This is a genomic window from Streptomyces canus, assembly GCF_001514145.1.
GTDB lineage: Bacteria > Actinomycetota > Actinomycetes > Streptomycetales > Streptomycetaceae > Streptomyces > Streptomyces canus.
The window spans coordinates 323330-348307 of the sequence record NZ_KQ948667.1 but is presented as its reverse complement, the minus strand read 5'-3'; the positions used below and the strand labels follow the sequence as shown (position 1 = coordinate 348307).

Sequence of the window (24978 nt, the reverse complement as noted above, 5' to 3'; positions counted from 1 at the left end):
TCGGGCCGCCCGGAACGATCCCCCAGTGACCGCATCGACACCGAAGAGTGAGAGCACCCGGATGGCAGACCAGACCCACGTGCTGTTCGTCGAGGACGACGACGTCATCCGCGAGGCCACCCAACTCGCCCTGGAGCGAGATGGCTTCGCGGTCACCGCCATGCCCGACGGCCTGTCGGGCCTGGAGGCGTTCCGGGCGGACCGCCCCGACATCGCCCTGCTGGACGTCATGGTCCCGGGCCTGGACGGGGTCAGCCTGTGCCGCCGTATCCGCGACGAGTCCACCGTGCCGGTGATCATGCTGTCGGCGCGCGCCGACTCGATCGACGTGGTGCTCGGCCTGGAGGCCGGCGCCGACGACTACGTCACCAAGCCGTTCGACGGTGCCGTCCTGGTCGCCCGGATCCGTGCGGTGCTGCGCCGCTTCGGGCACGCGGGCGGGGCCGACCGGGGCGAGGAGAGCGCGGACGCGGCCGCCGGGGGCGTGCTGTCCTTCGGCGAGCTGGAGATCGACACCGAGGGCATGGAGGTGCGCAAAGCCGGGCAGCCGGTCGCGCTCACCCCCACCGAGATGCGGCTGCTCCTCGAGTTCTCCTCCGCGCCCGGCACGGTCCTGTCCCGCGACAAGCTCCTGGAGCGGGTGTGGGACTACGGCTGGGGCGGTGACACCCGGGTCGTCGACGTCCATGTGCAGCGGCTCCGGACGAAGATCGGCCAGGACCGGATCGAGACGGTCCGCGGCTTCGGCTACAAGTTGAAGGCCTGAGCGGGGGACCTGGGGTATGCGGGGGATCCTTCGGGGCCCGGTGGCGGACCGGCCGGCCGTGCGGACCGGGCTGAGGTGGAAGCTGAGCGCGGCCATCGCGCTGGTCGGCGCGCTCGTGGCGATCGCGCTCAGTCTGGTCGTGCACAACGCGGCGCGCGTCTCGATGCTGGACAACGCGCGTGACCTCGCGGACGAGCGGATCCAGATCGCCCAGCGCAACTACGAGCTGACCGGCAAGCCGAACTTCCCCAGCATCGCGGTCGACGACCGTCATCTGCCGCCCGCGCTGCGCGAGAAGGTCGAGGAGGGCCGCCGGGCGACGTACGTCTCCGACCGGCCCGACCGCGGCCCGGACATCTGGGCGGCCGTGCCGGTCAAGGGCGGCCATGTGCTGTCCCTGCACACCGGGTTCACCGACCGCAGCACCGACATCCTCAACGACCTCGACCAGGCCCTGGTGATCGGCTCCATCGCGGTGGTCCTCGGCGGCAGCGCGCTCGGCGTGCTCATCGGCGGGCAGCTGTCGCGGCGGCTGCGGAAGGCGGCGGCCGCGGCCAACCAGATGGCCAAGGGCGAGACGGACGTACGGGTGCGGGACGCGATCGGCGGGGTCGTACGGGACGAGACCGACGACCTCGCCAGCGCCGTGGACGCCATGGCGGACGCTCTCCAGCAGCGGCTGGAAGCCGAGCGCCGGGTCACCGCGGACATCGCGCACGAGCTGCGGACACCGGTGACGGGCCTCCTGACGGCGGCGGAGCTGCTGCCCCCGGGCAGGCCCACGGAACTGGTCCTGGACCGGGCGAAAGCCATGCGCACCCTCGTCGAGGACGTCCTGGAGGTGGCCCGTCTCGACGGCGCCTCCGAACGGGCGGAGCTCCAGGACATCCTGCTCGGCGAGTTCGTCGCCCGGCGAGTGGCGGCCAAGGACCCGGGGATCGAGGTGCGCGTGGTGCACGAGTCGGAGGTCACGACCGATCCGCGCCGCCTGGAGCGCGTCCTGTTCAATCTGTTGGCCAACGCGGCCCGGCACGGCAAGCCGCCCGTCCAGGTCACCGTCGAGGGCCGGGTCATCCGGGTCCGCGACCACGGCCCCGGCTTCCCCGAGGACCTCCTCGCGGACGGCCCGAGCCGCTTCCGCACGGGCAGCGCGGACCGCGCGGGCCACGGCCACGGGCTCGGACTGACCATCGCGGCGGGGCAGGCACGGGTACTGGGAGCACGGCTGACGTTCCGCAACATCCGTCCGGTCGGCCTCCCGGAGGGCACCCCGGCGGAGGGCGCGGTGGCGGTCCTGTGGCTGCCCGAGCACGCGCCTACGGCCACGGGGAGCTATCAGATGCTGCCGTGATCCGCGCCAGCATCAGCTCCTCTCCCCTGGACGGTCGTACCCCGTCCGTCCGCCCCTCGAAGTAGCGCCGGTCCAGCTCCTCCGCCGGCACGTGCCGGGCCTCGCGGAAGCCGGACTCGTCGGCCAGGGCCAGGATCTCGGAGGGCCGGAAGAAGCTCAGGAACGGCGTCCCCGCGGCCCGCGCGCCCGCGACGGCGGCCTCGAGCTGTGGCCGCTGCTCCGGCTCGACGTCCTCCAACGGCCGCAGGAAGGTCGTGACCAGCGTGGAACCCGGGGCGAGCCCGGCGACCAGGCGGAACGTGGCCGCGACCGCCTCCCGGGTGAGGTACATGGTGACGCCGGTGGAGGCGACCACCGCGGGCCGCGCGGGATCGAGCCCCGCCTCGACGAGCCGCCCCCACCAGTCCCCCTCGAAGTCGACCGGCACGAGCCGCAGCCACTCGGGGACGCCGAACCCGAGGTCCATGAGCCGCCGCCGCTTCCAGGCCTGCGGGCCGGGCCGGTCGACCTCGAAGACCCGCAGCCCGCTCGACGCGGCGACCTCGGGCCTGCGCTGGGCGAACGTGTCGAGACCGGCGCCGAGGACGACGTACTGGTCCACCCCTCGCCCGACCGCCTCGACGACCAGGTCCTCGACGAACCGGGCCCGGGCCACGATCGACGCGCGGGTGCGGCGCGTGGCGTCCACGTCCATGTCGGGGCGCTCGCGCCAGCCGTCGTCCGGGTCCGCGAGCCGCATCCCGATCTCGTCCTCCAGGACATGCGGCAGCGGATCCGCACGGACGTGCAGAGCCCGCCAGAGGGCGACCCGTACGGCTGTGTGGTCCGCGGCGGCCGGTTCCGCCCCGGTGTCCGTCACGCCCAGTCCTTCGAGAAGTCGAGCTCCTCGCGGCGCTGGGTCAGCGAGTACCAGTTGCCGCTGTCGTCGCGGAAGATCGCCTCGATGCCGTACGGCCGCTCCTGCGGTTCCTGGATGAACTCCACCCCGCGCGCCCGGAACGTCTCGTAGTCACCGCGGCAGTCGTCCGTACGGAACGCTCCGGCGCCCATCACGCCCTTGCCGACGAGCTTCTTCAGCGCCTCCGCGGACTCGGGGTCCAGCCCCGGGCCGTCGAGGCTCATCAGCGCCAGCTCGACGCCCTGCTGCTCCTTGGCGCTGACGGTGACCCATGTCATCTCGCCCATCGAGACCTCGCTGCGCACCTCGAAGTCGAGCTTCTCGGTGAAGAAGGCCTTCGTGCGCTGCTGGTCGAAGGTCCATACGGTGGCGATGCCCAGTCCCTGGATCATGGCTCTGCTCTCCTGTCGTGCGAGGGTTCCTCTCCGTCACCGTAGGCAGGGCCGGGGCGGGGGCGCTTCTTCAAAGTTGCGGTGCTCCTCACGGTTCTCGCGGTGGGGAATCCGCCGGCCCAGAGCATGGCGTAGCACCCGGGGATCAGGGAGGCGCCGCGGCCCACGTGCTGGGTGCGGTACTCGCTCGGGGTGAGGCCGGTCCGCGCCTTGAAGCGGGCGGAGAAGGTGCCGAGGCTGCTGAAGCCGACCAGGTGGCAGATCTCGGTCACGCTCAGATCGGCCCCCCTCAGCATCTCCTCGGCCCGCTCGATCCGCCGGTGCGTGAGGTACTGCCCGGGCGTCTCGCCGTACGCCTCCTTGAAGGCCCGGAGGAAGTGATAGCGCGAGTACCCGGCATGCGCCGCGACGGCGTCCAGGTCCAGGTCCGGATCGGCCCAGTCGCGGTCCATGGCGTCCTTGGCGAGCCGGATCTGCCGCACCTTGTCCATGAGGCCGATGGTGGCACGCGGCACTGACATCGACCCCGCGAGCGCGCACAGAAGAAGGCCCCCGGGGCGGACACCATCCGGGGGCCTTCGGTTCAGCGGGGTCGGCTCAGACCTCGACCAGCGGAGCCGGCGCCGCGTCGTCCGCCGACTTCTGCGGTCCCGCGCCCTTCAGCGGCACCTCCTTGACGAACACCGCCGCCACCAGCGCGACCACGGCGACGATCGATCCGAGCAGGAACGCCGAGTGCGTGCCTGCGGAGACCGCGTACTGGTACGCCTCACGCACCGCGTCCGGCAGCTTCTCCAGGCTCTTCGCGTCCAGCTGCGCGGACTGCTCGGTCACCTTGGAACCCAGCTCCCCGCCCCGCTCGGCCATGGTGTCCTGGACCCGGTGGTTGAACAGGGCGCCCATGATGGCGACACCGAAGGAGGAGCCGAGCGTACGGAACAGGGTGGTGGACGAGGACGCGACGCCCATGTCCTTCATCTCGACGCTGTTCTGCGCGACCAGCATGGTGATCTGCATCAGGCAGCCCATGCCGAGACCGACGACGGCCATGAAGATGCCGGAGGTGAGCCGCGAGGTCCCCGTGTCCATCGTCGACAGCAGGTACAGCCCGACGACCATCAGGACGCTGCCGACGACCGGGAAGACGTAGTACCGCCCGCTGTTGGTGGTGACCCGGCCCGCGACCATCGAGGTCACCAGCATCGCGCCGAGCATCGGCAGGAGCAGCAGCCCGGAGTTGGTGGCGGAGGCGCCCTGCACGGACTGCTGGTACAGCGGCAGGAAGAGGGTGGCGCCGAACATCACGAAGCCGGTGATGAAGCCGATGATCGACATCAGTGTGAAGTTGCGGCTGCGGAAGATGTGCAGCGGCACGACCGGCTCGGCCGCCTTGGTCTGCCAGAACACGAACCCGACGAGCGCGGCGACACCGATCCCGATCAGCTCCATGATCCGCGCGGACGTCCAGGCGTACTCCGTGCCGCCCCAGGTGGTGACGAGCACGATGGAGGTGATGCCGACGGTCAGCAGTGCGGCGCCGAGATAGTCGATCCGCGCCTGCGCGCGCTTCGCCGGCAGGTGCAGTACGACGCTGATGAGGCCGAGCGCCACCACGCCGAGCGGCAGGTTGATGTAGAAGGACCAGCGCCAGCCCCAGTTGTCGGTGATGGTGCCGCCGACCAGCGGACCGCCGATCATCGCGAGCGCCATGACGCCGGCCATCATGCCCTGGTACTTACCGCGCTCCCGGGGCGGGATCAGGTCACCGATGATCGCCATGACACCGACCATCAGACCACCGGCGCCGAGGCCCTGCACGGCCCGGAACCCGATGAGCTGCCCCATGTCCTGGGCCATGCCGCTGAGCGCGGAGCCGATCAGGAAGAGCACGATCGACGTCATGAAGACGCCCTTGCGGCCGTACATGTCGCCGAGCTTGCCCCAGAGCGGGGTGGCGGCCGCGGTGGCCAGCGTGTAGGCCGTCACGACCCACGAGAGGTGTTCGAGCCCGCCGAGCTCGCCCACGATCGTCGGCATCGCGGTGCCCACGATCATGTTGTCGAGCATCGCGAGCATCATGGTGATCATCAGCGCGAGCAGGACGACCCGCACGCTGCGCTGTTTCTTGTCCGGCTCCGCCTCGACCGTCTGTGTGTCCGCCATCGTTCCCACTCCCCTGAGATCCTGCGGTACTGCCCCCGCCGGGGCACTTACTTGCCGCCCGGCTAGTTGTCTACACTGGGGAAGGTAGACGCGTAACTAGCCGGGCGTCAAGTAAGTTTTATGGAAAGCCGAGGAGCACCAGGATGGGCGGCACCATGGACGTCACGAAGCAGCAGAGGCGCGGCAACACGCGCCAGCGCATCCAGGACGTGGCCCTCGGACTCTTCGCGGAGCAGGGGTACGAGAAGACGTCCCTGCGGGAGATCGCCGAGCACCTGGACGTCACCAAGGCGGCGCTGTACTACCACTTCAAGACCAAGGAAGAGATCCTCGTCAGCATCTTCGACGATCTGACGCAGCCGATCCTCGACCTGATCGAGTGGGGCAGGAAGCAGCCGCACACGCTGGAGACCAAGCAGGAGATCGTACGGCGCTACAGCGAGACCCTGGCCGGCGCGGCACCGCTGTTCCGCTTCATGCAGGAGAACCAGGCGGCGGTCCGCGAACTGCGCGTCGGCGAGACCTTCAAGGAGCGCATGCAGGGGCTGCGCGAGATCATCATCGATCCGGAAGCGGACCTGACCGACCAGGTCCGCTGCGTCAGCGCGATCTTCACGATGCACGCCGGGATGTTCTTCCTCCAGGACATCACCGCCGACCCGGAGGCCAAGCGCAAGGCGGTCCTGGAGGTGGCGACGGACCTGGTCACCCAGGCCCACCGGGGCAGCGCGAAGGCGTGAGCGGTCAACCGCTCAGACCTTGACGCCCTTGGCCCGCAGGAAGGCGACCGGGTCTATCGCAGAGCCGTAGTTGGCGGTCGTGCGGATCTCGAAGTGCAGGTGCGGGCCGCTGGAGTTGCCGGTGTTGCCGGACAGGGCGATGCGCTGGCCGGTCTTCACGACCTGGCCGACCTTGACCTTGATCCGGGAGAGGTGGGCGTACTGCGAGTACTTCCCCTTGCCGTGCTTGATCACGATGGCGTTGCCGTAGGCGGCACCGTCACCGGCACCCCTCGGGCCCGCCTTGACGACGGTCCCGCCGTGCGCGGCGACGACCTTCGTACCGCTCGGCACGGCGAAGTCCTGCCCGCTGTGGGTGGAGTGCCACATGCTCCCGGCCTGCGCGTAGCTCGCGCTGAGCGTGTACTTCTTCACCGGGTCGACCCAGGAGGCCGAGGAGGACGCGGCCGAGGCGACTCCGGCCCCCAGCGCGACCGTCGTCCCGACGGAAGCGGCCACGACGGCAACACGGGTGCGGAGCACGGACGTACGGGAAGAGCGGTTGAAGGCGCGCTGGAACATCAGAACCTCATGAAGGTGGGGGACAGGAAACCATCCGGCGCACAGCGGCGGCCGGATGGGACAACCCTTGGTACCCCCGGGGGCCAAAAACCCCCAAACAGCACATCTACGACGGACTGTAGTAATAGGCCTCGCCGTGCCGGGCAAGAAGTCCTATTCCTCCCCGAATCTCTCCACTATTCCGTCTAGTAACGGACAAATCGCCTGTGCGGCAAGTCACCGGCGCCCCGAAGGTAAAAGCCGTGCCATGTGACGCACGCCTCTGGCTTCCTACCAACCAGTAACCCTACGGTTCCCCTCGCGCCACCCTCACCAACAAACATGCACGCGACAACTGCAGCGTTTCCGGACGTGAGAGGACCCCCACACCGTGACAAGCCGACGCCCCTGGGCGCACCGCATAGCCGTAAGCACCGTCTCCGCAGCCGCACTCGTCGCCCTGGCCGTCCCCGCCGAGGCCGCGACGACGACCACCAGCGCTTCCCCGACCGCGACGACGGCCGCCGCCGAAGACGTCGACTACGCCACCTGGCAGACCGACTGCCAGGCCGTGATGGGCCAGGCCCTCCCCTACCTGAAGACACGTATCGCCGCCGCCAGGCCCGGCGAGAAGCAGGCGATCGTCTTCGACATCGACAACACGACCCTGGAGACGGACTTCGGCTTCAGCTACCCCTCGCCGGCCAACAAGCCCGTCCTGGACGTCGCGACGTACGCCCAGGAGCACGGCGTATCCCTGTTCTTCGTGACCGCCCGCCCCGACATCATCGCGTCGGTGACCAACTACAACCTCAAGTACGTCGGCTACCAGGTCAGCGGCCTCTACGTCCGCAACTTCATCGACCTCTTCAAGGACGTCGCCGCCTACAAGACCGCCCAGCGCGTCGACATCGAGAACAAGGGCTACACGATCATCGCGAACATCGGCAACAGCGCCACCGACCTGTCGGGCGGCCACGCCGAGAAGACCTTCAAACTCCCGGATTACGACGGCCAGTTGTCCTGAGCTCCGGCGGGGGCCTGCCCGGCGGATCACGCCGTCGTCGCGGGAACTGGCACGCACTGTTCAGGCACCGTGGCTTGAAGGCGGCCGGGTCGGCCGGCTGGTGAGGAAACTCTCCGGCAGGACGGTCCCGGCGCCGGCCTGGTCGGCAAACCCGTCCCGCTCTCCGCCTTCGTCCCCTGCCGAGCGAACGGCGCACCCTCGGCGAGAAGGAGGTCCGCGCCCTGGCCCGCGGCTTGGTCCGCGAGGCCATGGACTCCCCGGGCGGGCCTCCGCGTACGGTCTCGCTCTCGCAGGGCAGGCTGCGCAGGAACCCCACGGGGTTCTCCGTCTCGCTGTCCCCCTTGGCCAAGCACTTCCCGGGGAGTCGAGGTCAACCTGGTCGAGCACAGAGAAAGGGCCGGTGCTTCGAAAAGCACCGGCCCCTTCTGGCGTCGCCCTGAGGCCTACGCCTCCTTGCTCAGGTTCGGACCGGCACCGCCGGCCGCCTGCTCGATCGGCGGGACGTCGGGCAGTGCCGCCTTCTCCTCGCCGCGGAAGGTGAAGGTCTGGGTCTCGCCCTCGCCCTCCGTGTCGACGACCACGATGTGACCGGGACGCAGCTCGCCGAAGAGGATCTTCTCCGACAGCGTGTCCTCGATCTCGCGCTGGATCGTGCGACGCAGCGGCCGCGCGCCCAGCACCTGGTCGTAACCCTTCGTGGACAGCAGCTCCTTGGCGGACTGGGAGAGCTCGATGCCCATGTCCCGGTCCTTGAGGCGCTCGTCCACCTTGCCGATCATCAGGTCGACGATCTGGAGGATGTCGGCCTGGGTCAGCTGCGGGAAGACGACCACGTCGTCGACGCGGTTGAGGAACTCGGGCCGGAAGTGCTGCTTGAGCTCGTCCGAGACCTTGTTCTTCATGCGCTCGTAGTTGGTCTTCTTGTCGCCCGAGGCCGCGAAGCCCAGGTTGAAGCCCTTGGAGATGTCCCGGGTGCCGAGGTTGGTCGTCATGATGATGACCGTGTTCTTGAAGTCCACGACCCGGCCCTGGGAGTCGGTCAGGCGACCGTCCTCCAGGATCTGCAGCAGCGAGTTGAAGATGTCCGGGTGGGCCTTCTCGACCTCGTCGAAGAGGACCACCGAGAACGGCTTGCGCCGCACCTTCTCCGTCAGCTGGCCGCCCTCTTCGTAGCCCACGTATCCAGGGGGCGAACCGAAGAGCCGCGAGACCGTGTGCTTCTCACTGAACTCCGACATGTCGAGGGAGATCAGCGCGTCCTCGTCACCGAAGAGGAACTCCGCGAGGGCCTTGGACAGCTCGGTCTTACCGACACCGGACGGGCCGGCGAAGATGAACGAACCACCGGGACGCTTCGGGTCCTTCAGACCCGCACGCGTACGACGGATCGCCTTCGACAGCGCCTTGACGGCGTCGACCTGGCCGATGACCCGCTTGTGCAGCTCGTCCTCCATGCGCAGCAGACGCGAGGACTCCTCCTCGGTCAGCTTGAAGACCGGGATGCCGGTGGCGGTCGCGAGGACCTCGGCGATCAGCTCGCCGTCGACCTCGGCGACGACGTCCATGTCGCCGGCCTTCCACTCCTTCTCCCGCTTGGCCTTGGCGGCCAGGAGCTGCTTCTCCTTGTCGCGGAGGGAGGCGGCCTTCTCGAAGTCCTGCGAGTCGATCGCGGACTCCTTGTCGCGGCGCACGCCCGCGATCTTCTCGTCGAACTCGCGCAGGTCCGGCGGCGCGGTCATCCGGCGGATGCGCATCCGGGAACCGGCCTCGTCGATCAGGTCGATCGCCTTGTCCGGCAGGAAGCGGTCCGAGATGTACCGGTCGGCCAGGGTGGCGGCCTGAACGAGGGCCTCGTCCGTGATGGAGACACGGTGGTGCGCCTCGTACCGGTCGCGCAGACCCTTGAGGATCTCGATGGTGTGCGGGAGCGAGGGCTCGGCGACCTGGATGGGCTGGAAGCGGCGCTCGAGGGCCGCGTCCTTCTCCAGGTGCTTGCGGTACTCGTCCAGCGTGGTGGCACCGATGGTCTGGAGCTCACCGCGGGCCAGCATCGGCTTCAGGATCGAAGCGGCGTCGATGGCGCCCTCGGCGGCACCCGCACCGACCAGCGTGTGCAGCTCGTCGATGAACAGGATGATGTCGCCGCGGGTGCGGATCTCCTTGAGGACCTTCTTCAGGCGCTCCTCGAAGTCACCGCGGTAGCGGGAGCCGGCGACCAGTGCGCCGAGGTCAAGCGTGTAGAGGTGCTTGTCCTTCAGCGTCTCGGGCACCTCGCCCTTGACGATGGCCTGGGCGAGGCCCTCGACGACGGCGGTCTTGCCGACGCCGGGCTCACCGATCAGGACCGGGTTGTTCTTGGTACGGCGGGACAGCACCTGCATGACCCGCTCGATCTCCTTCTCGCGCCCGATGACCGGGTCGAGCTTGGACTCACGAGCGGCCTGGGTGAGGTTCCGGCCGAACTGGTCGAGGACCAGGGACGTCGAGGGGGTGCCCTCGGCAGGCCCGCCGGCGGTGGCGGTCTCCTTGCCCTGGTAGCCGGAGAGCAGCTGGATGACCTGCTGCCGCACCCGGTTGAGATCAGCACCCAGCTTGACCAGGACCTGGGCGGCGACGCCCTCGCCCTCACGGATCAGGCCGAGCAGGATGTGCTCCGTGCCGATGTAGTTGTGGCCCAGCTGAAGGGCCTCGCGGAGCGACAGCTCCAGGACCTTCTTGGCACGGGGGGTGAAGGGGATGTGCCCGGACGGGGCCTGCTGCCCCTGCCCGATGATCTCCTCCACCTGCTGGCGGACCGCCTCGAGCGAAATCCCGAGGCTCTCAAGGGCCTTGGCGGCGACACCCTCACCCTCGTGGATCAGGCCCAGGAGGATGTGCTCGGTGCCGATGTAGTTGTGGTTGAGCATCCGGGCTTCTTCCTGAGCCAGGACGACAACCCGCCGCGCGCGGTCGGTGAACCTCTCGAACATCGTTAATCGCTCCTCAGAGCGGTCAGGCAGTGGGGGGAACTTCCCCTCCCTGTCCTTCCGCAGCTTAGTCCCGCAAGCGGGGACCGCTCATTCCAACTGCCGACACCGTCCTTGGCCTCCTGACCCCGAACGCCGACATCTGCTCCAACCCGATGGTGCGAGACGATGTTCCCGCAGGCCAGGCAGTTACCCCAGTCGCCAGTACGCCGATGGCGAACGTGAGACGGCCTTTCCTGCGTGTCGCCCCCTCCCACTAGGGATGTCTTACCCGCGCGGACCGACAGTCCATGCCGCACGCCCCCTGTCCCTCCGCTATGGGCGAACAACCTTGCACCACCCCGCGCCCCCGCACGCCCCCTTCTCGGCCACTCTTCGCACACGCCGGTACACCCAACGTAACTCTTGCGCCCTTCGGCGGTTGCACTTGGCATGTCCGGCAGCCACCCCTCTCTCACCACGCCTCTGACCGCGGTCCCGCTCCCCCGTCGGCCGCTCGCCCTGGCCGCCTTCGGCGACGATCCGGTCCGTCGCTGGTACGAGAACGAACTGGGCTGGCCCACGGTGCCCGCGAGCACCGCTGAATCTCCCCTACGACTGCGTCTGGGGCTGCGCTTCGACGTCCTGGACGTTCCGGCCGAGGCCGGACGTGCGGCCCTGCGCCATCTCGCCGGGACCTCTCCGGTGGCGATGCGGGGCGACCGCATGGAAATCCTGGTGGCCGCGGGCAGCACGGAGGAGCTGCCCGGCCTGCTGGACTGGCTGGAATGGGGCACCCTGGCGCTCGACCTACGGGCGATCGGCACGGGCGGCGTGACGCAGGCACCGCGCCCGCCGGTACCCGCGGTGAGCGGAATCGGGGAGGTGCCGTCGGGGCGGCCTACGGGGCCCGGCGAAGACGAACCCCTCGCCCTGCCGGCGCATCCGGAACCGGGCGCCCTGCAGGGGGCCGCCGTGTGGCTGCGGCCCCCCGAGCCTGGGTGCGAGGTCGAGGCCTCGCTGCCGACGTTGTCGGCGCTGGGGGGCGGTGGGGGCGCCCCCGATCTCGTACGCGTCGTGAACACGGTGGCAACGCACTGCCATCGGCTGAGGCTGCGGCGCACTCGGACATAAGCTTTCGCAGGCCCCGGCCGCCGTGGACCTTTCGATCAGGCGTTGGCCTTCTCGTAAGCCTCGCGAATGCTCGCCGGAACTCGTCCGCGGTCATTGACCTCGTAACCGTTCTCCTTTGCCCAGGCACGGATCTGAGCGGTGTCCTGGCTGCCACCGGAAGCGGCCCGCGCCTTTCCGCGCCCGCCCGCGGCTCGGCCTCCGGTGCGGCGACCGCCCTTCACGTAAGGGTCGAGAAGGCCACGGAGCTTGTCCGCATTGGCGGTCGTGAGATCGATCTCGTACGTCTTGCCGTCCAACGCGAACGTGACGGTCTCGTCCGCCTCGCCGCCGTCGATGTCATCGACAAGAAGGACCTGAACCTTCTGTGCCACCGGATTTCCTTTCATCCAATACTTGAGGGCCGGGGGTCCTGCGGCGTCCGCCGTTTCGCCGTCCCCTGTTATATGCAGTACTGCAGTACGTCGGAAAGCAAACCGCTTTTGCTGGGAAAACACAAACCCTCGGGAGAGACCGACAGGGCTCTCCTCGTCCGGAAACGTGCGCGTTTCGGACATAGGGAACCTGGGCAGGGCCGAGCGCCAGAATCCTGGCGATCACAGATGCAGAAGCATCCGGCTGTTGCCCAAGGTGTTCGGTTTCACCCGTTCGAGACCGAGGAACTCCGCCACGCCTTCGTCATAGGAACGCAGTAGCTCGGCGTAGACATCGGTGTCAACGGGTGTCTCACCGATCTCGACGAAGCCGTGCTTGCCGAAGAAGTCCACTTCGAAGGTGAGACAGAAAACGCGACGAACACCGAGCCAGCGGGCCGTCTGCAACAACTTCTCCAGCAACTGATGGCCGACCCCGGCGCCCTTCAGTCCGGGCTTCACGGCGAGAGTGCGCACTTCCGCGAGGTCTTCCCACATCACATGCAGGGCGCCGAAGCCGACCAGCTCGGCGTTGTCGTCGCGCTCGGCGACCCAGAACTCCTGGATGTCCTCGTAAAGCGTCACGGTCGCTTTGTCGAGCAGGATGCGGTCGTGGACGTAGGAGTCGAGGAGCCGACGGATGCCGGCGACATCGCTGGTACGGGCCCGCCGGACGGTGATGGCTTTTGCGGTGACTTCGGGGTTCTCGGCGGAGGGACTCTTCGCGGACATGAGCGGACGCTATCGCCCGCCGCCCCGCGATGCCGAGTCGGGGTTCTCCGCGGTCGGCCCCTGGACCATCCGCACGGCGTCCTGGAGTGCCAGTCGCTGTTCCTCGCTCATCATGCCGAAGAAGGCGACGAGAGCGGCGGCGGGGTTGTCACTCTGGGACCAGGCGTCGTTCATCAGTGCGGCGGCGTACGCGGCCCGTGTGGAGACCGCCTCATATCGATAGGCCCGGCCTTCCGCCTCACGGCGCACCCAGCCCTTCTGATGGAGATTGTCCAAAACGGTCATCACCGTGGTGTAGGCGATGGACCGTTCCTGCTGAAGGTCTTCCAGGACTTCCCGAACGGTGACCGGGCGGTTCCACTTCCACACCCGCGTCATGACCGCGTCTTCGAGTTCTCCCAATGGGCGAGGCACAGCTCGCACAATAGTGGGAGATCCGGCTATCGGCGTGACGGAGGGCCCTTTCAACACCAAACAGCAACAAAAAGGGCGTACGACTCGGAAAGCGCGGTGGCTCGGAGAGTCGTACGCCGACGAGGGCGCCGCGGATCGCTCAGGCGTCGCCCGCGGACCCGGAGGACTGCTTGGCCCCCTGCGCGCGCGCGAGCGCCGCGTCGACGGCCGCGTCCTCCTTGGCCTTGTTGGCCCCGCCCTGGGTCTTCACGATCACCCGGATCAGGCCGATGAAGAACGCGGCCATGACGACCGGGGGAACGAGCGCGGAGACGTAGTCCATGCGTCCAGAGTAGCCAGGCGCACGGGGACAACTCGGGCGGGGTGTGCTCTGTCAGCCCGCGGCCAGGTGCTGTGGCGGGTTCGCCGGGGGCGGGGTCGGTTTGCGGCGGGGGAAGACCTCGCCCGGGGTGGGGATGGGCCGCCGGGAGGGCTGGGGGGCGGGGGCGGGTTTCTCCGCGGGTTTCGCCGGCCGCTGGGCGGGACGCTTCGCCGGCTCCTTGGCGTCCTGGTCCGCGGGACCGCCCCGGGCGGCCTCGGAAGTACCCCTGGAAACACCTCCGGAAAGACCCCCGGGCAGCGCCAGGAGGCGGGTACGGGAGGGGGGGACTACTGGAGCGACCCGGGCACGCCGGGCGGCCGTGGAGCCCGCCAGACGGGCCCGTACGTCCCGTTCGGCCAGCACCTGGCAGCGGCTCAGCAGTGCTGCTGCGGCGGGGTTGCCGCGCAGCGCCCTCAGCGCGGCGAGATCGTCGGGCTCGGGCCGGTACCCGGCACCCAGCGCCTCCTCCAGCAAGGTGAGGTAACCGGCGGCGGTGCCGGGGAGCGCGGCGCGGTACCGGGCGAGGTCGGCCACCAGGAAGGCGCGCAGTCGGGCACCCTCACGTACCGCCTCGTCGAGGGACTCGGCGAGGCGGTGGCAGTCCTTGATGTCCTCGGCCGAGGCGGGGGCGGGGTGAAGGGCGAGGGCGAGAGCGCGGCGGAGCACACGCAGCTCCTCCACGCCGAACGCCATGCCGCCGCGGGATCCGTATGGCGTGGGCATGTGGTGACAGTACGCGCTAATCAGACAAATTCGTCATAGGGGACGGGTGTGGCGTGACCAGGCCACCCACGCGGACGCGCGGCCGGATACCGGGTGGCCTGGTCACCGACGGCGACGTCACATCCGTGACACGTTCCGCTCGTACACCAGCCGCAGCCCCACCAGCGTCAACCAGGGCTCATGCTCGTCGATCACCGACGACTCCCCCAGCACCATCGGCGCCAGTCCACCCGTGGCGATCACCGTCACCTCGTCCGGATCGTCCGCGAGCTCCCGGGCCATCCGGCCCACGACCCCGTCGACCTGCCCGGCGAAGCCGTACACGATGCCGGACTGCATCGCCTCGACCGTGTTCTTGCCGATCACGCTCCGGGGCCGGGCCACCTCGATCTTCCGCAGCTGCGCCCCCTTCACGCCGAGCGCCTCCACGGAGATCTCGATACCGGGCGCGATGACTCCGCCGACGTACTCCCCGCGCGCGGACACCGCGTCGAACGTCGTCGCCGTACCGAAGTCCACGACGATCGCCGGTCCGCCGAACAGCTCGACGGCAGCCACCGCGTTGATGATCCGGTCCGCTCCGACCTCCTTGGGGTTGTCGGTGAGGATCGGCACCCCCGTCTTCACGCCGGGCTCGACCAGCACGGCCGGCACGTCGCCGTAGTACCGCCGCGTCACCTCACGCAGCTCGTGCAGCACGGACGGCACGGTCGCGCAGATCGCGATCCCGTCGATCCCGTCGCCCAGTTCGTCGCCGAGGAGCGGATGCATGCCCATCAGGCCCTGAAGCAGTACCGCCAGCTCGTCCGCCGTCCGGCGCGCGTCCGTGGAGATCCGCCAGTGCTCGACGATGTCCTCGCCGTCGAACAGCCCGAGGACGGTGTGCGTGTTGCCTACGTCGATCGTGAGGAGCATCGCGACTACTCCGCCTCGCGCAGATCGAGGCCGATGTCGAGGATCGGCGAGGAGTGGGTGAGCGCCCCGACGGCGAGGTAGTCGACCCCGGTGTCGGCGTACGCGCGCGCGTTGGCGAGCGTCAGCCGCCCGGAGGCCTCCAGCGCGGCCCGCCCGTGCACGACCGCGACAGCTTCTTCGCACTCCCCGGGCGTGAAGTTGTCCAGCAGGATCAGATCGGCGCCCGCGTCCACGACCTCCCGCAGCTGGTGCAGGGTGTCGACCTCGACCTCGATCGGCACGTCCGGGAAGGCCTCCCGCACGGCCTTGAAGGCCGGCGCGACGCCACCGGCGGCGACCACGTGGTTGTCCTTCACCAGCGCCGCGTCGGACAGCGACATCCGGTGGTTGACCCCGCCCCCGCAGCGCACGGCGAACTTCTCCAGCGACCTGAGCCCCGGAGTCGTCTTCCGGGTGTCACGCACGCGTGCCTTGGTGCCCTCCAGTGCGTCCGCCCACGCGCGCGTGGCGGTCGCGATGCCCGAGAGCCGGCACAGCAGGTTGAGCGCGCTGCGCTCGGCGGTGAGGAGGTCACGCGTGCGGGTGGTGACCGACAGGAGCTTCTGCCCGGCCTCCACCCGGTCGCCGTCCTCCACGTGCCGCTCGACCTCGAACTCGTCCTCGCAGACCACCGAGACGACCGCCTCGGCGACCCGCAGGCCGGCCACGACGCCCGCCTCCCGCGCGACGAAGTCGGCGGTGGCGACGGCGTCCTCGGGGATGGTCGCGACGGTCGTCACGTCCACGCCGTGGTCGAGGTCCTCCTGGATGGCGACGTTGGCGATGTCCTCGACCTCCACGGGGTCGAGTCCGGCGTCGGCCAGGAGCTGCGCGAGCGCGGGGTCGAGCCCGCACTCCAGGTATTCCTCGTCGGTGCCGTCGGAGGCGGCGCCACAGGCGCAGCCGTCGCCGCAGCCGCCGGACGAGGCGAGGGGAAGGTCGTCGGTGCTCACTACTGTCACTGCTCCTGAAGGGGCTGCCGGGTCGGGGGGAAGTCTGCGGTATCCGTGGTGTGTACGGCGAGGGTCCGGTCGGGATTGAGCCGTACGACGATGTGGCGGCGCCATGCCGTGTCGTTCCGGTCGGGTTCGTCCTCGCGCCAGTGGCAGCCGCGCGTCTCCTCGCGCTGCAGGGCGGCGGCGACCAGGACACGGGCCACGCACAGGAGGTTGGTGGCCTCCCAGGTGTCGACGCCGGGCTCGGCCGTCTTGCCGTTCTCGGCGAGGGCGTCGCGGGCGTCGGAATGCAGCTGCTGCAGGAGGCCGGCGGCCTTGGACAGGGACTCGCCCGAGCGCAGCACTCCCGCGCCCTGCGTCATGATCCGTTGGATGGCGAACCTTGCCTCGGGCGCGAGCAGGGGATGCGCGGGCCTCTCGGGCCGCTCTACGGGTGCGGGCACACGCGCGTGGAGCCCGGTGCGGCTCGCCACGATGTCGACGGCGATGCGCTCGGCGTAGACCAGTCCCTCCAGGAGGGAGTTGGAGGCGAGCCGGTTCGCGCCGTGCACGCCGGTGCAGGCGACCTCGCCGCAGGCGTACAGGCCAGGGACGGTCGTACGCCCCTGGGAGTCGGTGCGCACGCCTCCGGAGGCGTAGTGGGCGGCCGGCGCGATCGGGATGGGCTCGGCGACCGGGTCGATGCCGTGGGCACGGCAGGCGGCGAGGATCGTCGGGAAGCGGTGCTCCCACATGTCGGCGCCGAAGTGCCGGGCGTCGAGGAACATGTGCTCGGCGTCCTGCTCCTGCATGCGCCGGGTGATGCCCTTGGCGACGATGTCGCGGGGCGCGAGTTCGGCGAGTTCGTGCTGGCCGACCATGAAGCGCACGCCGTCCGCGTCGACCAGGTGGGCGCCCTCGCCGCGTACCGCCTCGGAGACCAGGGGCTGCTGACCCTCCGCGTCCGCACCCAGGAACAGCACGGTCGGGTGGAACTGCACGAATTCGAGGTCCGAGACCTCCGCACCGGCCCGCAGGGCGAGCGCCACGCCGTCGCCGGTCGAGACGGACGGGTTGGTCGTCGCGGAGAACACCTGGCCCATGCCGCCGGTCGCGAGGACGACCGCGGGGGCGTGCACGGCACCCACGCCGTCGTGCTGGCCCTCGCCCATGACGTGCAGGGTGACGCCCGCCGTCCGGCCGTGCGCGTCCGTCAGCAGGTCGAGCACGAGCGCGTTCTCGATCGTGCGCAGTCCACGCGCGCGTACGGCCTCGACGAGCGCCCGGGAGATCTCCGCGCCGGTGGCGTCACCGCCCGCATGCGCGATCCGGCGGCGGTGGTGGCCGCCCTCGCGGGTGAGCGCCAGGTCGCCCTCCTCGGACTCGTCGAAGTGCGCGCCGGTCGCGATCAGGCGGCGTACGGCGTCGGGTCCCTCGGTGACGAGGATCCGTACGGCCCCCTCGTCGCACAGGCCCGCGCCCGCCACCAGCGTGTCGTCCAGGTGCTGTTCGGGGGTGTCGCCCTCACCGAGGGCCGCGGCGATGCCGCCCTGCGCCCAGCGGGTGGAGCCGTCGTCGAGGCGGGCCTTGGTGACGACGACGGTCCTCAGGCCCTCGGCCTCGCAGCGCAGGGCCGCGGTCAGGCCGGCGACGCCGGAGCCCACGACCACGACGTCCGCGTCGATGGACCACCCGGGCGCGGGTGCGTGCAGTCGTATGCCTGTGCTGGTCACGAGGCGGCTCCGAAGGTCAGGGGGATGTTGTCGATCAGCCGGGTCGTCCCCACCCGGGCGGCGACGGCGAGGACGGCCTCGCCGGTGAAGTCGTCGTCGATCTCGCTGAAGTCGGTCGGGTCGACGAGTGCGAGGTAGTCCAGGGCGAGCGGCGGGTCCTGGCGCGCGGCGTCGTCCAGGATCAGGCGGGCGGCCGCGCGGACGGCCGAGGGCGCACCGGGAAGGGCTTTGGCGACGGCGTGCGCGTCGGCGGCCGCGCGGGACTCGCCGAGGGCGCTCAGCGCCTCGGCACGCGCCTGCGTGGCGGGCACTTCGCGGGCCCGCGCGCGCAACGCCTCCTGTGCCGCGTGCCGGTCGCGGCCCGCGAACAGCGCGCGGGACAGGGCGAGCGCCGTGCGCCGTTCCTGCGGCTTGAGGTAGCGGTTGCGGCTGGACAGGGCCAGGCCGTCGTCCTCGCGCACGGTGGGAACGCCGACGATGTCGACGCCGAAGTTCAGGTCGCGCACCATCCGGCGGATCAGAGCGAGCTGCTGGGCGTCCTTCTGGCCGTAGAGGGCGATGTCGGGGCGGGTGAGGTGCAGCAGCTTGGCGACGACGGTGAGCATGCCGTCGAAATGGCCCGGACGCGAGGCGCCCTCCAGCCGCTCTCCCATCGGGCCCGCGCTGATGCGCACCTGGGGCTCGCCGCCGGGGTAGACCACGTCGACGGAGGGTGCGAAGACGGCGTCCGCGCCGGCGTCCTCGGCGATCTTGAGGTCGGCGTCGAGGGTGCGCGGGTAGCGGTCGAGGTCCTCGCCCGCGCCGAACTGGAGGGGGTTCACGAAAACGGTGACGACGACCTCGCCGTCGGGTCCGGCGATCTCGCGCGCGGTGCGGATGAGGGTGGCGTGGCCCTCGTGCAGGGCGCCCATGGTCATCACGACGGCCCGGCGGCCCACGCGCGCGCGTGCGTGCAGTTCACCGGCGGTGCGCAGCAGGGTCGTGGTCATCGGGCGTCCCCCTCGGAGCCGTTGGTGCCCGTGGCGAGTACCCCGAGGAGGTCCTCGGCGAGCTCCGGCTTCAGCAGTCCGTGGGCGAGCGCCCGGTCGGCGGTCGCACGGGCCATCGCGAGATAGCCCGCGACGGTCTGCGGGGCGTGCCTGCGCAGCTCCGTGACGTGCGCGGCGACCGTGCCGGCGTCCCCGCGCGCGACGGGTCCGGTGAGGGCCGCGTCGCCGGAGCGCAGGGCGTTGTCGAGGGCGGCGCCGAGCAGCGGGCCGAGCATTCGGTCCGGGGCCGCGACACCGGCCGAGCGCAGCAGCTCCATGGCCTGGGCGACCAGGGTGACCAGGTGGTTGGCGCCGAGGGCCAGAGCCGCGTGGTACAGCGGCCGCTTCTCCTCGTCGATCCACTCGGGCTCGCCGCCCATCTCGATGACGAGGGCCTCGGCGGCCAGCCTCAGCTCCTCGGGGGCGGTGACGCCGAAGGAGCAGCCCGCCAGGCGCTGGACGTCCACAGGAGTGCCGGTGAAGGTCATCGCCGGGTGCAGGGCCAGCGGCAGCGCGCCCGCGCGCAGGGCGGGGTCCAGGACCTTCGCGCCGTACCGCCCGGAGGTGTGCACGAGCAGCTGCCCCGGCCGCACGGCACCGGTCTCGGCGAGCCCCTCGACGAGACCGGGCAGGGTGTCGTCGGGGACGGTCAGCAGCACCAGGTCGGCGCGCTGCAGGACGTCCTCGGGGGTGACGAGCGGGACGTCCGGGAGCATCAGCGCGGCCCGCCGCCGGGAGGCGTCGGAGACCCCGGAGACGGCCACCGGCCGGTGCCCGGCGAGTTGGAGGGACGCGGCGAGCGTCGGTCCCACCCGGCCGGCGCCGACGACGCCGACGGTGAGCCGCGCGGGGCGGTCCTTGTTGTCTGGCTGTTGGGCTGTACTCACGCGACGGCGGCCTTCCCGTTCCAGTCCGCATCTGGGTACCGGACGATTTCTCGTCATGTTAACGCGATCGGTTCGAGGGGTGTCCGGTTGTCCACAGGCTGTGGGTTTCCGTGCGGGCCTGGGAGCGCGGAAATCCGTGTGCCCGCGCCCGGGGCGCACGAGATGATCCGGGCATGAGTGACACAGCGGAGCAGAGCGCGGGGCAGGCGGCGGACGAGGCACCACCGGAGCAGCTCACGGAGGCGGAACGGCTTCTGCGCCGCCGCGCACGGCGCATCAGCGCGTACCGGAGCGCGAAGCGCACCCTGGCCCGCCTGGGGTTGCTCGCACCCCTCCGCGAGCGCCTGTCGCTGCTCGACGGGGCGGACACGCTCTACGACCTGGACGAGCCGTCCGACCTCTACGGGAACGGCATCGTCGAGGCCCTGGAGGAGAAGGTCGCAGGACTCCTCGGCAAGGAGGCCGCCGCCTTCTTCCCGACCGGCACGATGGCCCAGCAGGTGGCACTGCGCTGCTGGGCGGGCCGCACCGGCAACCCCACTGTCGCCCTGCACCCCCTGGCCCACCCCGAGGTGCACGAGCGCGACGCCTTCCGGGAGGTCTCCGGTCTGCGCCCGGTCCATGTGACGAGCGAGCCGCGGCAGCCCACGGCCGACGAGATACGCGGCTTCGAGGAGCCCTTCGGGGCGCTGATGCTGGAACTGCCCCTCAGGGACGCCGGATTCCTGCTGCCCACCTGGGAGGAGCTCACCGAGGTCGTGGAGGCGGCTCGCGAGCGCGACGCCGTGGTGCACTTCGACGGGGCGCGCCTGTGGGAGACCACCGTCCACTTCGGCCGCCCCCTGGCCGAGATCGCGGACCTCGCGGACAGCGTGTACGTGTCGTTCTACAAGTCCCTCCAAGCCTTCGGCGGGGCCGCGCTCGCCGGCCCGAAGACCCTGATCGACGAGGCGAAGACCTGGCGGCACCGGTACGGCGGCGCGGTCTTCCAGCAGTTCCCGACCGTCCTGTCGGCCCTCGCCGGACTGGAACACGAACTGCCCAGGCTGCCCGAGTACGTCACCCACGCGCGCGTGGTGGCCGCCGCGCTGCGCGAGGGGCTCTCGGAGGCCGGGATGCCGTGGGCGCGGGTCCACCCCGAGGCGCCGCACACCTTCGACTTCCAGCTCTGGCTGCCGTACGGCGTCGACGAGCTCTCCGAGGCGGCGATCCGGCAGTCGGAGGAGACGGGGACGGCCCTGTTCATCAACCCCTGGGACGAGAAGGGCCCCGGCCTGTCCATGACCGAGGTCAACGTCCGCGGCGCGGCCCTGGAGTGGACGGCGGCGGACGTGCGGACGGCGGCCGCGGACTTCGTCGCCCGGCTGAGGGAGGTCAGCGGATAGCGGGTCGGCGGCTGGGGCGGCGCGTCCCGCATCCGCCCCTGGGCCGGCCGCTCCGCCGGCGCCGCCAGGAACCGCCGGTGTTCGCGCAGTTGGCGCACGACCCGCACGTCCTGGGTGCCGGGCGCCGGCGGGACGGGGCTGCCGAGGTGCCGGGCGCGGTACGTGTCGAGAAGGTGCTGCTGGGTGACGCTCATGACCCCAGGCTGCGCCGCCGCGGGAGCCGCGTCGCGTCGGTTGACGGCCGCCGTCAATCGGGGACGGCGTTGTCAGTGGCGGGGTGCACCATGACGTCATGAGCGTGCGCATCGACATCGCGGGGCTGCGGCCGGAGAGGGTGGCCGTCGTGCCCTCGCCCCTGGCCGAGCTCGGCATGGCGCTGCACGCGCTGGCCGAGCCGGGGCACCATCCGGGGCTGCAGGCCTGGGTGACCGGCGTGACCGCCCGGCTCGACCCGCATCTGGCCGACCGGATGTGCGAGGCGGACTTCCTGTGGCGGACGACGTTCTCGGACCTGTTCATGCCCTTCGCCGGCATCACGGGCCGGACCACGCTCCCCGGGGCCTCCATCGCCGAGGATCTGGACCTGCTCGACAAGCTGACGGACGAGCAGTTCGTGGACGCGGCCCTGGAGTTCACCTGCGCGATGCCGTATTCCTCGCAGGGCCCGAGTGTGCTCTCCGACAGCGCGTTGCACCGGCGTGCCCTGGAGCTGGCCGCGTCCCGCGGACCCCAACAGGTGCGGTTCGCCGAGCGGCTGCTGGGCGACCCGCCGCGGATCCGGGCCTGGTTCCGGCAGTTCGTGGAGGACTGCGACGAGGCGTTCTTCGCGGACACCTGGTCGCGGCTGCGCCACCAGCTCGCGGCGGACGCCCGCCACAAGACGGACCTGCTGCGCCGCAAGGGCCTCGCGGAGGCGCTCACCGCGGTGTCGCCGGCGGTCACGCTCGACGAGGCGGAGGGCCGCATCACGGTCGACAAGCTGGGCATCGGACGCAGCGCCACGGCGGAGGGCGGTCTGCTGCTGATCCCCACGAGCCTGGGCTGGCCGCACCTGAGCGTCCTGCACCGGTACGGCTGGCAGCCCGCCCTGCACTACCCCGTCGGCTCCCCCGAGCTCGCCTGCCCGCCCTCGGTCGAGCAGCTGGCCCTGCGGCTGACCGCACTCTCCCACCCCGTCCGGATGCGACTGTGCCGCCATCTGGCCCGCAGCGCCCGCACCACGAGCGAGCTCGCCCAGGTGCACGGCATGACCGCCCCGGAGATATCCCGGCACCTGAGCGTCCTGAAGAAGGCGGGCCTGATCACCACCCGCCGTCGCGGCCGGTACGTCCTGCACCAGCTGGACGTCACCGTGGTGGCGCGGCTCGGCAGCGACTTCCTCGAAGGGATATTGAGGTAGCCCCCGGCCGAGCCGTGGCTCAGCCGTGCCCGCCCGCGCGCACCAGCCCCGTTTCGTAGGCGAGGACCACCACCTGCACCCGGTCCCTGAGGCCCAGCTTGGTCAGGATGCGGCCGACATGGGTCTTCACCGTCGCCTCGGACAGCACCAGCCGGGCCGCGATCTCGCCGTTGGAGAGCCCCTGTGCGACCAGCACCATGACCTCGCGCTCGCGGCCGGTGAGCCGCTCCAGCTCCTTGTGCTGGGGCTCCTTGCCGGTGGCGGGCAGCATGGGCGCGAACCGGTCGAGCAGGCGCCGGGTCGTCGAGGGGGCGACCACGGCGTCGCCGCTGTGCACGGAGCGGATCGCGGTGAGCAGCTCGCCGGGCGGCACGTCCTTGAGCATGAAGCCGGAGGCCCCCGCCTTCAGCCCGGAGAAGGCGTACTCGTCCAGGTCGAAGGTGGTCAGGATCAGCACCTTCGGCGGTTCGGGCTCCGAGCAGATGCGGCGGGTGGCCTCGACACCGTCGAGCTTCGGCATGCGCACGTCCATCAGGACGACGTCCACGGCGGTCGAGCGCAGCACCTGGAGCGCCTCCACCCCGTCCCCCGCCTCCGCGACGACCTCCATGTCCGGCTGGGCTGCGAGCACCATCCGGAACCCGGTGCGCAGCAGCACCTGGTCATCGACGAGCATCACGCGGATCGTCATCGGTCCTCTTCCGTTTCCTCGGGGTCGTACGGCAGGTCGCCAGGGGGCGTGACAGGTGTCAACAGGGGGCGTGCGTCGGCGTCAATGCGCTGGTTTGAGCGGCAGCAGCGCACTGATGCGGAATCCTCCGCCGGGGCGGGGACCCGCGTCCAGGGTGCCGCCGACCATACCGACGCGCTCGCGCATGCCGATCAGGCCGTGGCCCGCACCGTCGGCGCCGCCCTCCTCGTACAGCTCGTGCGGAGCGCCCTTGCCGTCGTCCTCGACGAGCAGGCCGAGGCCGTCGTCGAAGTAGACCAGGCGCACGCTCGCGCCCGCGTTCGGGCCGCCGTGTTTGCGCGTGTTGGTGAGCGCCTCCTGCACGATGCGGTACGCCGTGAGCTCGACGCCGCTGGGCAGCTGGCGCGGCGTGCCCTCGATCTTGAAGTCGACGGGGAGGCCGGATCCGCGGCACTGCTCGACGAGGTCCTCGATCTGCTCGACGTCGGGCTGCGGGACGTACTCGCCGCCCTCCTGGTGCTCGCCGGTGCGCAGCACGCCCAGCAGGCGGCGCATCTCGGCGAGCGCCTGGCGGCCGGTGGAGGAGATGGTCTCCAGTGCCTTCTTGGCCTGGTCGGGCGCGGCGTCGAGGACATAGGCGGCACCGTCGGCCTGGACGACCATGACGGACACGTTGTGAGCGACGACATCGTGCAGCTCGCGGGCGATCCTGGCGCGCTCGGCGGCGACGGCGACCTTCGCCTGCGCCTCGCGCTCCTTCTCCAGGCGCGCGTTGCGCTCCTCCAGCTGCGCGAAGTACGCGCGCCGGGTGCGGATCGAGTCGCCGAGCACCCAGGCCAGGGCGAACGGCACGGTCTGAAAGATCATGATCGCGACATTGCCGAGGACGCCGGAGTGCTCGTTCGGCCAGCGCAGCTGCGCGACGGGGGCCGCGCACAGGCCGATCGTCAGCGCCAGCCGGGAGGCCCAGCGAGCGCCCGTGGCGGCCACCGTGTAGACGATCACCAGGAAGGCGAAGTCGGCGCTCGTGGTCTCCACGTCCAGCGCGAGCTGCACCACGCCGAGCCCGACGGCCAGCAGCAGCATGCGCTCCGGCATGCGCCTGCGCAGCGCTATCACCAGGCACAACAGCAGGACGATCGGCACGATCGCCCACGGGGACTCGGTCCCCTGGGACTCCCCACGGGCGGTTTCGCTCGCGAGCGAGATCCCGAACAGGAAGACGGCCCAGAAGACGTCCACCCCTGTCGGGTGCCTGCGGAGGAAGTCATAGAGGCGCTGCACGTAACCCAGCGTAGGGAAGCGTGATGTGTGCAGGGGTCAACCGGAGGACCGATCCGTACCGCCCGCGCGTACTCCCCAAGGTGGAG

Annotated in this window: 25 protein-coding genes; 7 read left to right on the top strand and 18 right to left on the bottom strand. The window is 70.6% G+C overall.

What is annotated here, in order from left to right; all coding sequences use genetic code 11:
• Positions 1 to 61 precede the first annotated feature (61 nt).
• Together cseB and cseC are read left to right on the top strand one after the other, a co-directional pair.
• The gene (cseB, locus tag AQJ46_RS34020; protein WP_059209193.1) at positions 62 to 766 is read left to right on the top strand and encodes a two-component system response regulator CseB; all 705 of its coding nucleotides are present in this window, start codon (positions 62 to 64) and stop codon (positions 764 to 766) included.
• Positions 767 to 782: 16 nt separating this feature from the next.
• Positions 783 to 2117 (top strand): two-component system sensor histidine kinase CseC, encoded by a 1335-nt coding sequence (gene cseC / locus AQJ46_RS34015; protein ID WP_059209192.1) that lies wholly within the window; start codon positions 783 to 785, stop codon positions 2115 to 2117.
• On the opposite strand, the gene AQJ46_RS34010 is transcribed toward cseC, so the two are convergent.
• The 4 genes from AQJ46_RS34010 to AQJ46_RS33995 form a co-directional block, all read right to left on the bottom strand.
• Positions 2083 to 2982, bottom strand: a complete 900-nt coding sequence (locus AQJ46_RS34010; protein WP_079072526.1) for a class I SAM-dependent methyltransferase — start codon at positions 2980 to 2982, stop codon at positions 2083 to 2085. The two genes, cseC and AQJ46_RS34010, sit on opposite strands and share 35 nt — an antisense overlap.
• Entirely contained in the window at positions 2973 to 3407 is a 435-nt protein-coding gene (locus tag AQJ46_RS34005) for a VOC family protein (RefSeq protein ID WP_057612454.1), read from the bottom strand. Before AQJ46_RS34005 ends, AQJ46_RS34010 begins: the two co-directional genes overlap by 10 nt.
• Positions 3404 to 3898 carry a helix-turn-helix transcriptional regulator gene (locus AQJ46_RS34000; RefSeq protein WP_059209239.1) on the bottom strand — a complete coding sequence of 165 codons (495 nt, stop codon included), beginning with the start codon at positions 3896 to 3898 and terminating at the stop codon, positions 3404 to 3406. The genes AQJ46_RS34005 and AQJ46_RS34000 overlap by 4 nt, the downstream gene beginning before the upstream one ends.
• Positions 3899 to 4004: 106 nt before the next feature.
• On the bottom strand, positions 4005 to 5570 hold the full coding sequence (locus AQJ46_RS33995; protein WP_059209190.1) for an MDR family MFS transporter: 1566 nt from the start codon (positions 5568 to 5570) through the stop codon (positions 4005 to 4007).
• Between the two features lie 143 nt (positions 5571 to 5713).
• On the opposite strand from AQJ46_RS33995, the gene AQJ46_RS33990 reads away from it, so the two are divergent.
• Positions 5714 to 6310, top strand: a complete 597-nt coding sequence (locus tag AQJ46_RS33990) for a TetR/AcrR family transcriptional regulator (RefSeq protein WP_057612452.1) — start codon at positions 5714 to 5716, stop codon at positions 6308 to 6310.
• Positions 6311 to 6322: 12 nt separating this feature from the next.
• Here AQJ46_RS33990 and AQJ46_RS33985 read toward each other — a convergent pair whose 3' ends face one another.
• Positions 6323 to 6871: a M23 family metallopeptidase gene (locus tag AQJ46_RS33985; protein WP_059209189.1), complete on the bottom strand. Its 549-nt coding sequence runs from the start codon at positions 6869 to 6871 to the stop codon at positions 6323 to 6325.
• A 370-nt stretch (positions 6872 to 7241) separates the two neighbouring features.
• On the opposite strand from AQJ46_RS33985, the gene AQJ46_RS33980 reads away from it, so the two are divergent.
• A complete protein-coding gene (locus AQJ46_RS33980) occupies positions 7242 to 7877 on the top strand; it encodes an HAD family acid phosphatase (RefSeq protein ID WP_059209188.1) in 636 nt (211 codons plus the stop codon).
• Positions 7878 to 8320: 443 nt separating this feature from the next.
• Here the strand turns inward: AQJ46_RS33980 and AQJ46_RS33975 are convergent, their stop codons facing one another.
• Entirely contained in the window at positions 8321 to 10846 is a 2526-nt protein-coding gene (locus AQJ46_RS33975; protein ID WP_057612449.1) for an ATP-dependent Clp protease ATP-binding subunit, read from the bottom strand.
• Between the two features lie 429 nt (positions 10847 to 11275).
• Here AQJ46_RS33975 and AQJ46_RS33970 point away from each other — a divergent pair, with 429 nt between their 5' ends.
• The gene (locus AQJ46_RS33970) at positions 11276 to 11956 is read left to right on the top strand and encodes an SCO3374 family protein (protein WP_059209187.1); all 681 of its coding nucleotides are present in this window, start codon (positions 11276 to 11278) and stop codon (positions 11954 to 11956) included.
• Between the two features lie 35 nt (positions 11957 to 11991).
• On the opposite strand, the gene AQJ46_RS33965 is transcribed toward AQJ46_RS33970, so the two are convergent.
• The 10 genes from AQJ46_RS33965 to AQJ46_RS33920 all read right to left on the bottom strand — a co-directional run bounded on the left by AQJ46_RS33965 (position 11992) and on the right by AQJ46_RS33920 (position 20133).
• Positions 11992 to 12327 carry a histone-like nucleoid-structuring protein Lsr2 gene (locus AQJ46_RS33965; protein WP_057612447.1) on the bottom strand — a complete coding sequence of 112 codons (336 nt, stop codon included), beginning with the start codon at positions 12325 to 12327 and terminating at the stop codon, positions 11992 to 11994.
• A 222-nt stretch (positions 12328 to 12549) separates the two neighbouring features.
• A complete protein-coding gene (locus tag AQJ46_RS33960; protein WP_057612446.1) occupies positions 12550 to 13098 on the bottom strand; it encodes an amino-acid N-acetyltransferase in 549 nt (182 codons plus the stop codon).
• A 9-nt stretch (positions 13099 to 13107) separates the two neighbouring features.
• The gene (locus AQJ46_RS33955) at positions 13108 to 13500 is read right to left on the bottom strand and encodes a BlaI/MecI/CopY family transcriptional regulator (protein ID WP_079072524.1); all 393 of its coding nucleotides are present in this window, start codon (positions 13498 to 13500) and stop codon (positions 13108 to 13110) included.
• Positions 13501 to 13651: 151 nt separating this feature from the next.
• Complete coding sequence (locus AQJ46_RS33950; RefSeq protein ID WP_059209186.1) at positions 13652 to 13834, bottom strand: hypothetical protein; 183 nt, start codon at positions 13832 to 13834, stop codon at positions 13652 to 13654.
• Between the two features lie 51 nt (positions 13835 to 13885).
• Positions 13886 to 14566 carry a hypothetical protein gene (locus AQJ46_RS33945; RefSeq protein ID WP_059209185.1) on the bottom strand — a complete coding sequence of 227 codons (681 nt, stop codon included), beginning with the start codon at positions 14564 to 14566 and terminating at the stop codon, positions 13886 to 13888.
• 147 nt (positions 14567 to 14713) lie between these two features.
• Positions 14714 to 15511: a type III pantothenate kinase gene (locus AQJ46_RS33940; RefSeq protein WP_059209184.1), complete on the bottom strand. Its 798-nt coding sequence runs from the start codon at positions 15509 to 15511 to the stop codon at positions 14714 to 14716.
• A gap of 5 nt (positions 15512 to 15516) precedes the next feature.
• Positions 15517 to 16503, bottom strand: a complete 987-nt coding sequence (nadC, locus tag AQJ46_RS33935; protein WP_059209183.1) for a carboxylating nicotinate-nucleotide diphosphorylase — start codon at positions 16501 to 16503, stop codon at positions 15517 to 15519.
• 5 nt (positions 16504 to 16508) lie between these two features.
• Complete coding sequence (locus AQJ46_RS33930; protein ID WP_059209182.1) at positions 16509 to 18218, bottom strand: L-aspartate oxidase; 1710 nt, start codon at positions 18216 to 18218, stop codon at positions 16509 to 16511.
• Positions 18215 to 19207 carry a pantoate--beta-alanine ligase gene (panC, locus tag AQJ46_RS33925; protein ID WP_059209181.1) on the bottom strand — a complete coding sequence of 331 codons (993 nt, stop codon included), beginning with the start codon at positions 19205 to 19207 and terminating at the stop codon, positions 18215 to 18217. The genes AQJ46_RS33930 and panC overlap by 4 nt, the downstream gene beginning before the upstream one ends.
• Entirely contained in the window at positions 19204 to 20133 is a 930-nt protein-coding gene (locus AQJ46_RS33920; RefSeq protein WP_059209180.1) for a Rossmann-like and DUF2520 domain-containing protein, read from the bottom strand. The genes panC and AQJ46_RS33920 overlap by 4 nt, the downstream gene beginning before the upstream one ends.
• A gap of 173 nt (positions 20134 to 20306) precedes the next feature.
• Between AQJ46_RS33920 and AQJ46_RS33915 the strand changes: the two genes are divergently transcribed.
• Together AQJ46_RS33915 and AQJ46_RS33905 are read left to right on the top strand one after the other, a co-directional pair.
• Positions 20307 to 21518, top strand: a complete 1212-nt coding sequence (locus AQJ46_RS33915; protein WP_059209179.1) for a threonine aldolase family protein — start codon at positions 20307 to 20309, stop codon at positions 21516 to 21518.
• 292 nt (positions 21519 to 21810) lie between these two features.
• Positions 21811 to 22917 (top strand): DUF5937 family protein, encoded by a 1107-nt coding sequence (locus AQJ46_RS33905; RefSeq protein ID WP_059209177.1) that lies wholly within the window; start codon positions 21811 to 21813, stop codon positions 22915 to 22917.
• Positions 22918 to 22936: 19 nt separating this feature from the next.
• Here AQJ46_RS33905 and AQJ46_RS33900 read toward each other — a convergent pair whose 3' ends face one another.
• Both AQJ46_RS33900 and AQJ46_RS33895 read right to left on the bottom strand, forming a co-directional pair.
• Positions 22937 to 23608: a response regulator transcription factor gene (locus AQJ46_RS33900; protein WP_057612434.1), complete on the bottom strand. Its 672-nt coding sequence runs from the start codon at positions 23606 to 23608 to the stop codon at positions 22937 to 22939.
• An 81-nt stretch (positions 23609 to 23689) separates the two neighbouring features.
• A complete protein-coding gene (locus tag AQJ46_RS33895) occupies positions 23690 to 24892 on the bottom strand; it encodes a sensor histidine kinase (RefSeq protein ID WP_059209176.1) in 1203 nt (400 codons plus the stop codon).
• Between the last annotated feature and the right edge of the window lie 86 nt (positions 24893 to 24978).

Coding starts and splice junctions, on each gene's coding strand:
- cseB (WP_059209193.1), top strand. CDS start 62: ATGGCAGACCAGACCCACGTGCTGTTCGTCGAGGACGACGACGTCATC.
- cseC (WP_059209192.1), top strand. CDS start 783: ATGCGGGGGATCCTTCGGGGCCCGGTGGCGGACCGGCCGGCCGTGCGG.
- AQJ46_RS34005 (WP_057612454.1), bottom strand. CDS start 3,407: ATGATCCAGGGACTGGGCATCGCCACCGTATGGACCTTCGACCAGCAG.
- AQJ46_RS34000 (WP_059209239.1), bottom strand. CDS start 3,898: ATGGACAAGGTGCGGCAGATCCGGCTCGCCAAGGACGCCATGGACCGC.
- AQJ46_RS33995 (WP_059209190.1), bottom strand. CDS start 5,570: ATGGCGGACACACAGACGGTCGAGGCGGAGCCGGACAAGAAACAGCGC.
- AQJ46_RS33990 (WP_057612452.1), top strand. CDS start 5,714: ATGGGCGGCACCATGGACGTCACGAAGCAGCAGAGGCGCGGCAACACG.
- AQJ46_RS33985 (WP_059209189.1), bottom strand. CDS start 6,871: ATGTTCCAGCGCGCCTTCAACCGCTCTTCCCGTACGTCCGTGCTCCGC.
- AQJ46_RS33975 (WP_057612449.1), bottom strand. CDS start 10,846: ATGTTCGAGAGGTTCACCGACCGCGCGCGGCGGGTTGTCGTCCTGGCT.
- AQJ46_RS33970 (WP_059209187.1), top strand. CDS start 11,276: ATGTCCGGCAGCCACCCCTCTCTCACCACGCCTCTGACCGCGGTCCCG.
- AQJ46_RS33960 (WP_057612446.1), bottom strand. CDS start 13,098: ATGTCCGCGAAGAGTCCCTCCGCCGAGAACCCCGAAGTCACCGCAAAA.
- AQJ46_RS33950 (WP_059209186.1), bottom strand. CDS start 13,834: ATGGACTACGTCTCCGCGCTCGTTCCCCCGGTCGTCATGGCCGCGTTC.
- AQJ46_RS33945 (WP_059209185.1), bottom strand. CDS start 14,566: ATGGCGTTCGGCGTGGAGGAGCTGCGTGTGCTCCGCCGCGCTCTCGCC.
- AQJ46_RS33940 (WP_059209184.1), bottom strand. CDS start 15,511: ATGCTCCTCACGATCGACGTAGGCAACACGCACACCGTCCTCGGGCTG.
- panC (WP_059209181.1), bottom strand. CDS start 19,207: ATGACCACGACCCTGCTGCGCACCGCCGGTGAACTGCACGCACGCGCG.
- AQJ46_RS33915 (WP_059209179.1), top strand. CDS start 20,307: ATGAGTGACACAGCGGAGCAGAGCGCGGGGCAGGCGGCGGACGAGGCA.
- AQJ46_RS33905 (WP_059209177.1), top strand. CDS start 21,811: ATGAGCGTGCGCATCGACATCGCGGGGCTGCGGCCGGAGAGGGTGGCC.
- AQJ46_RS33900 (WP_057612434.1), bottom strand. CDS start 23,608: ATGACGATCCGCGTGATGCTCGTCGATGACCAGGTGCTGCTGCGCACC.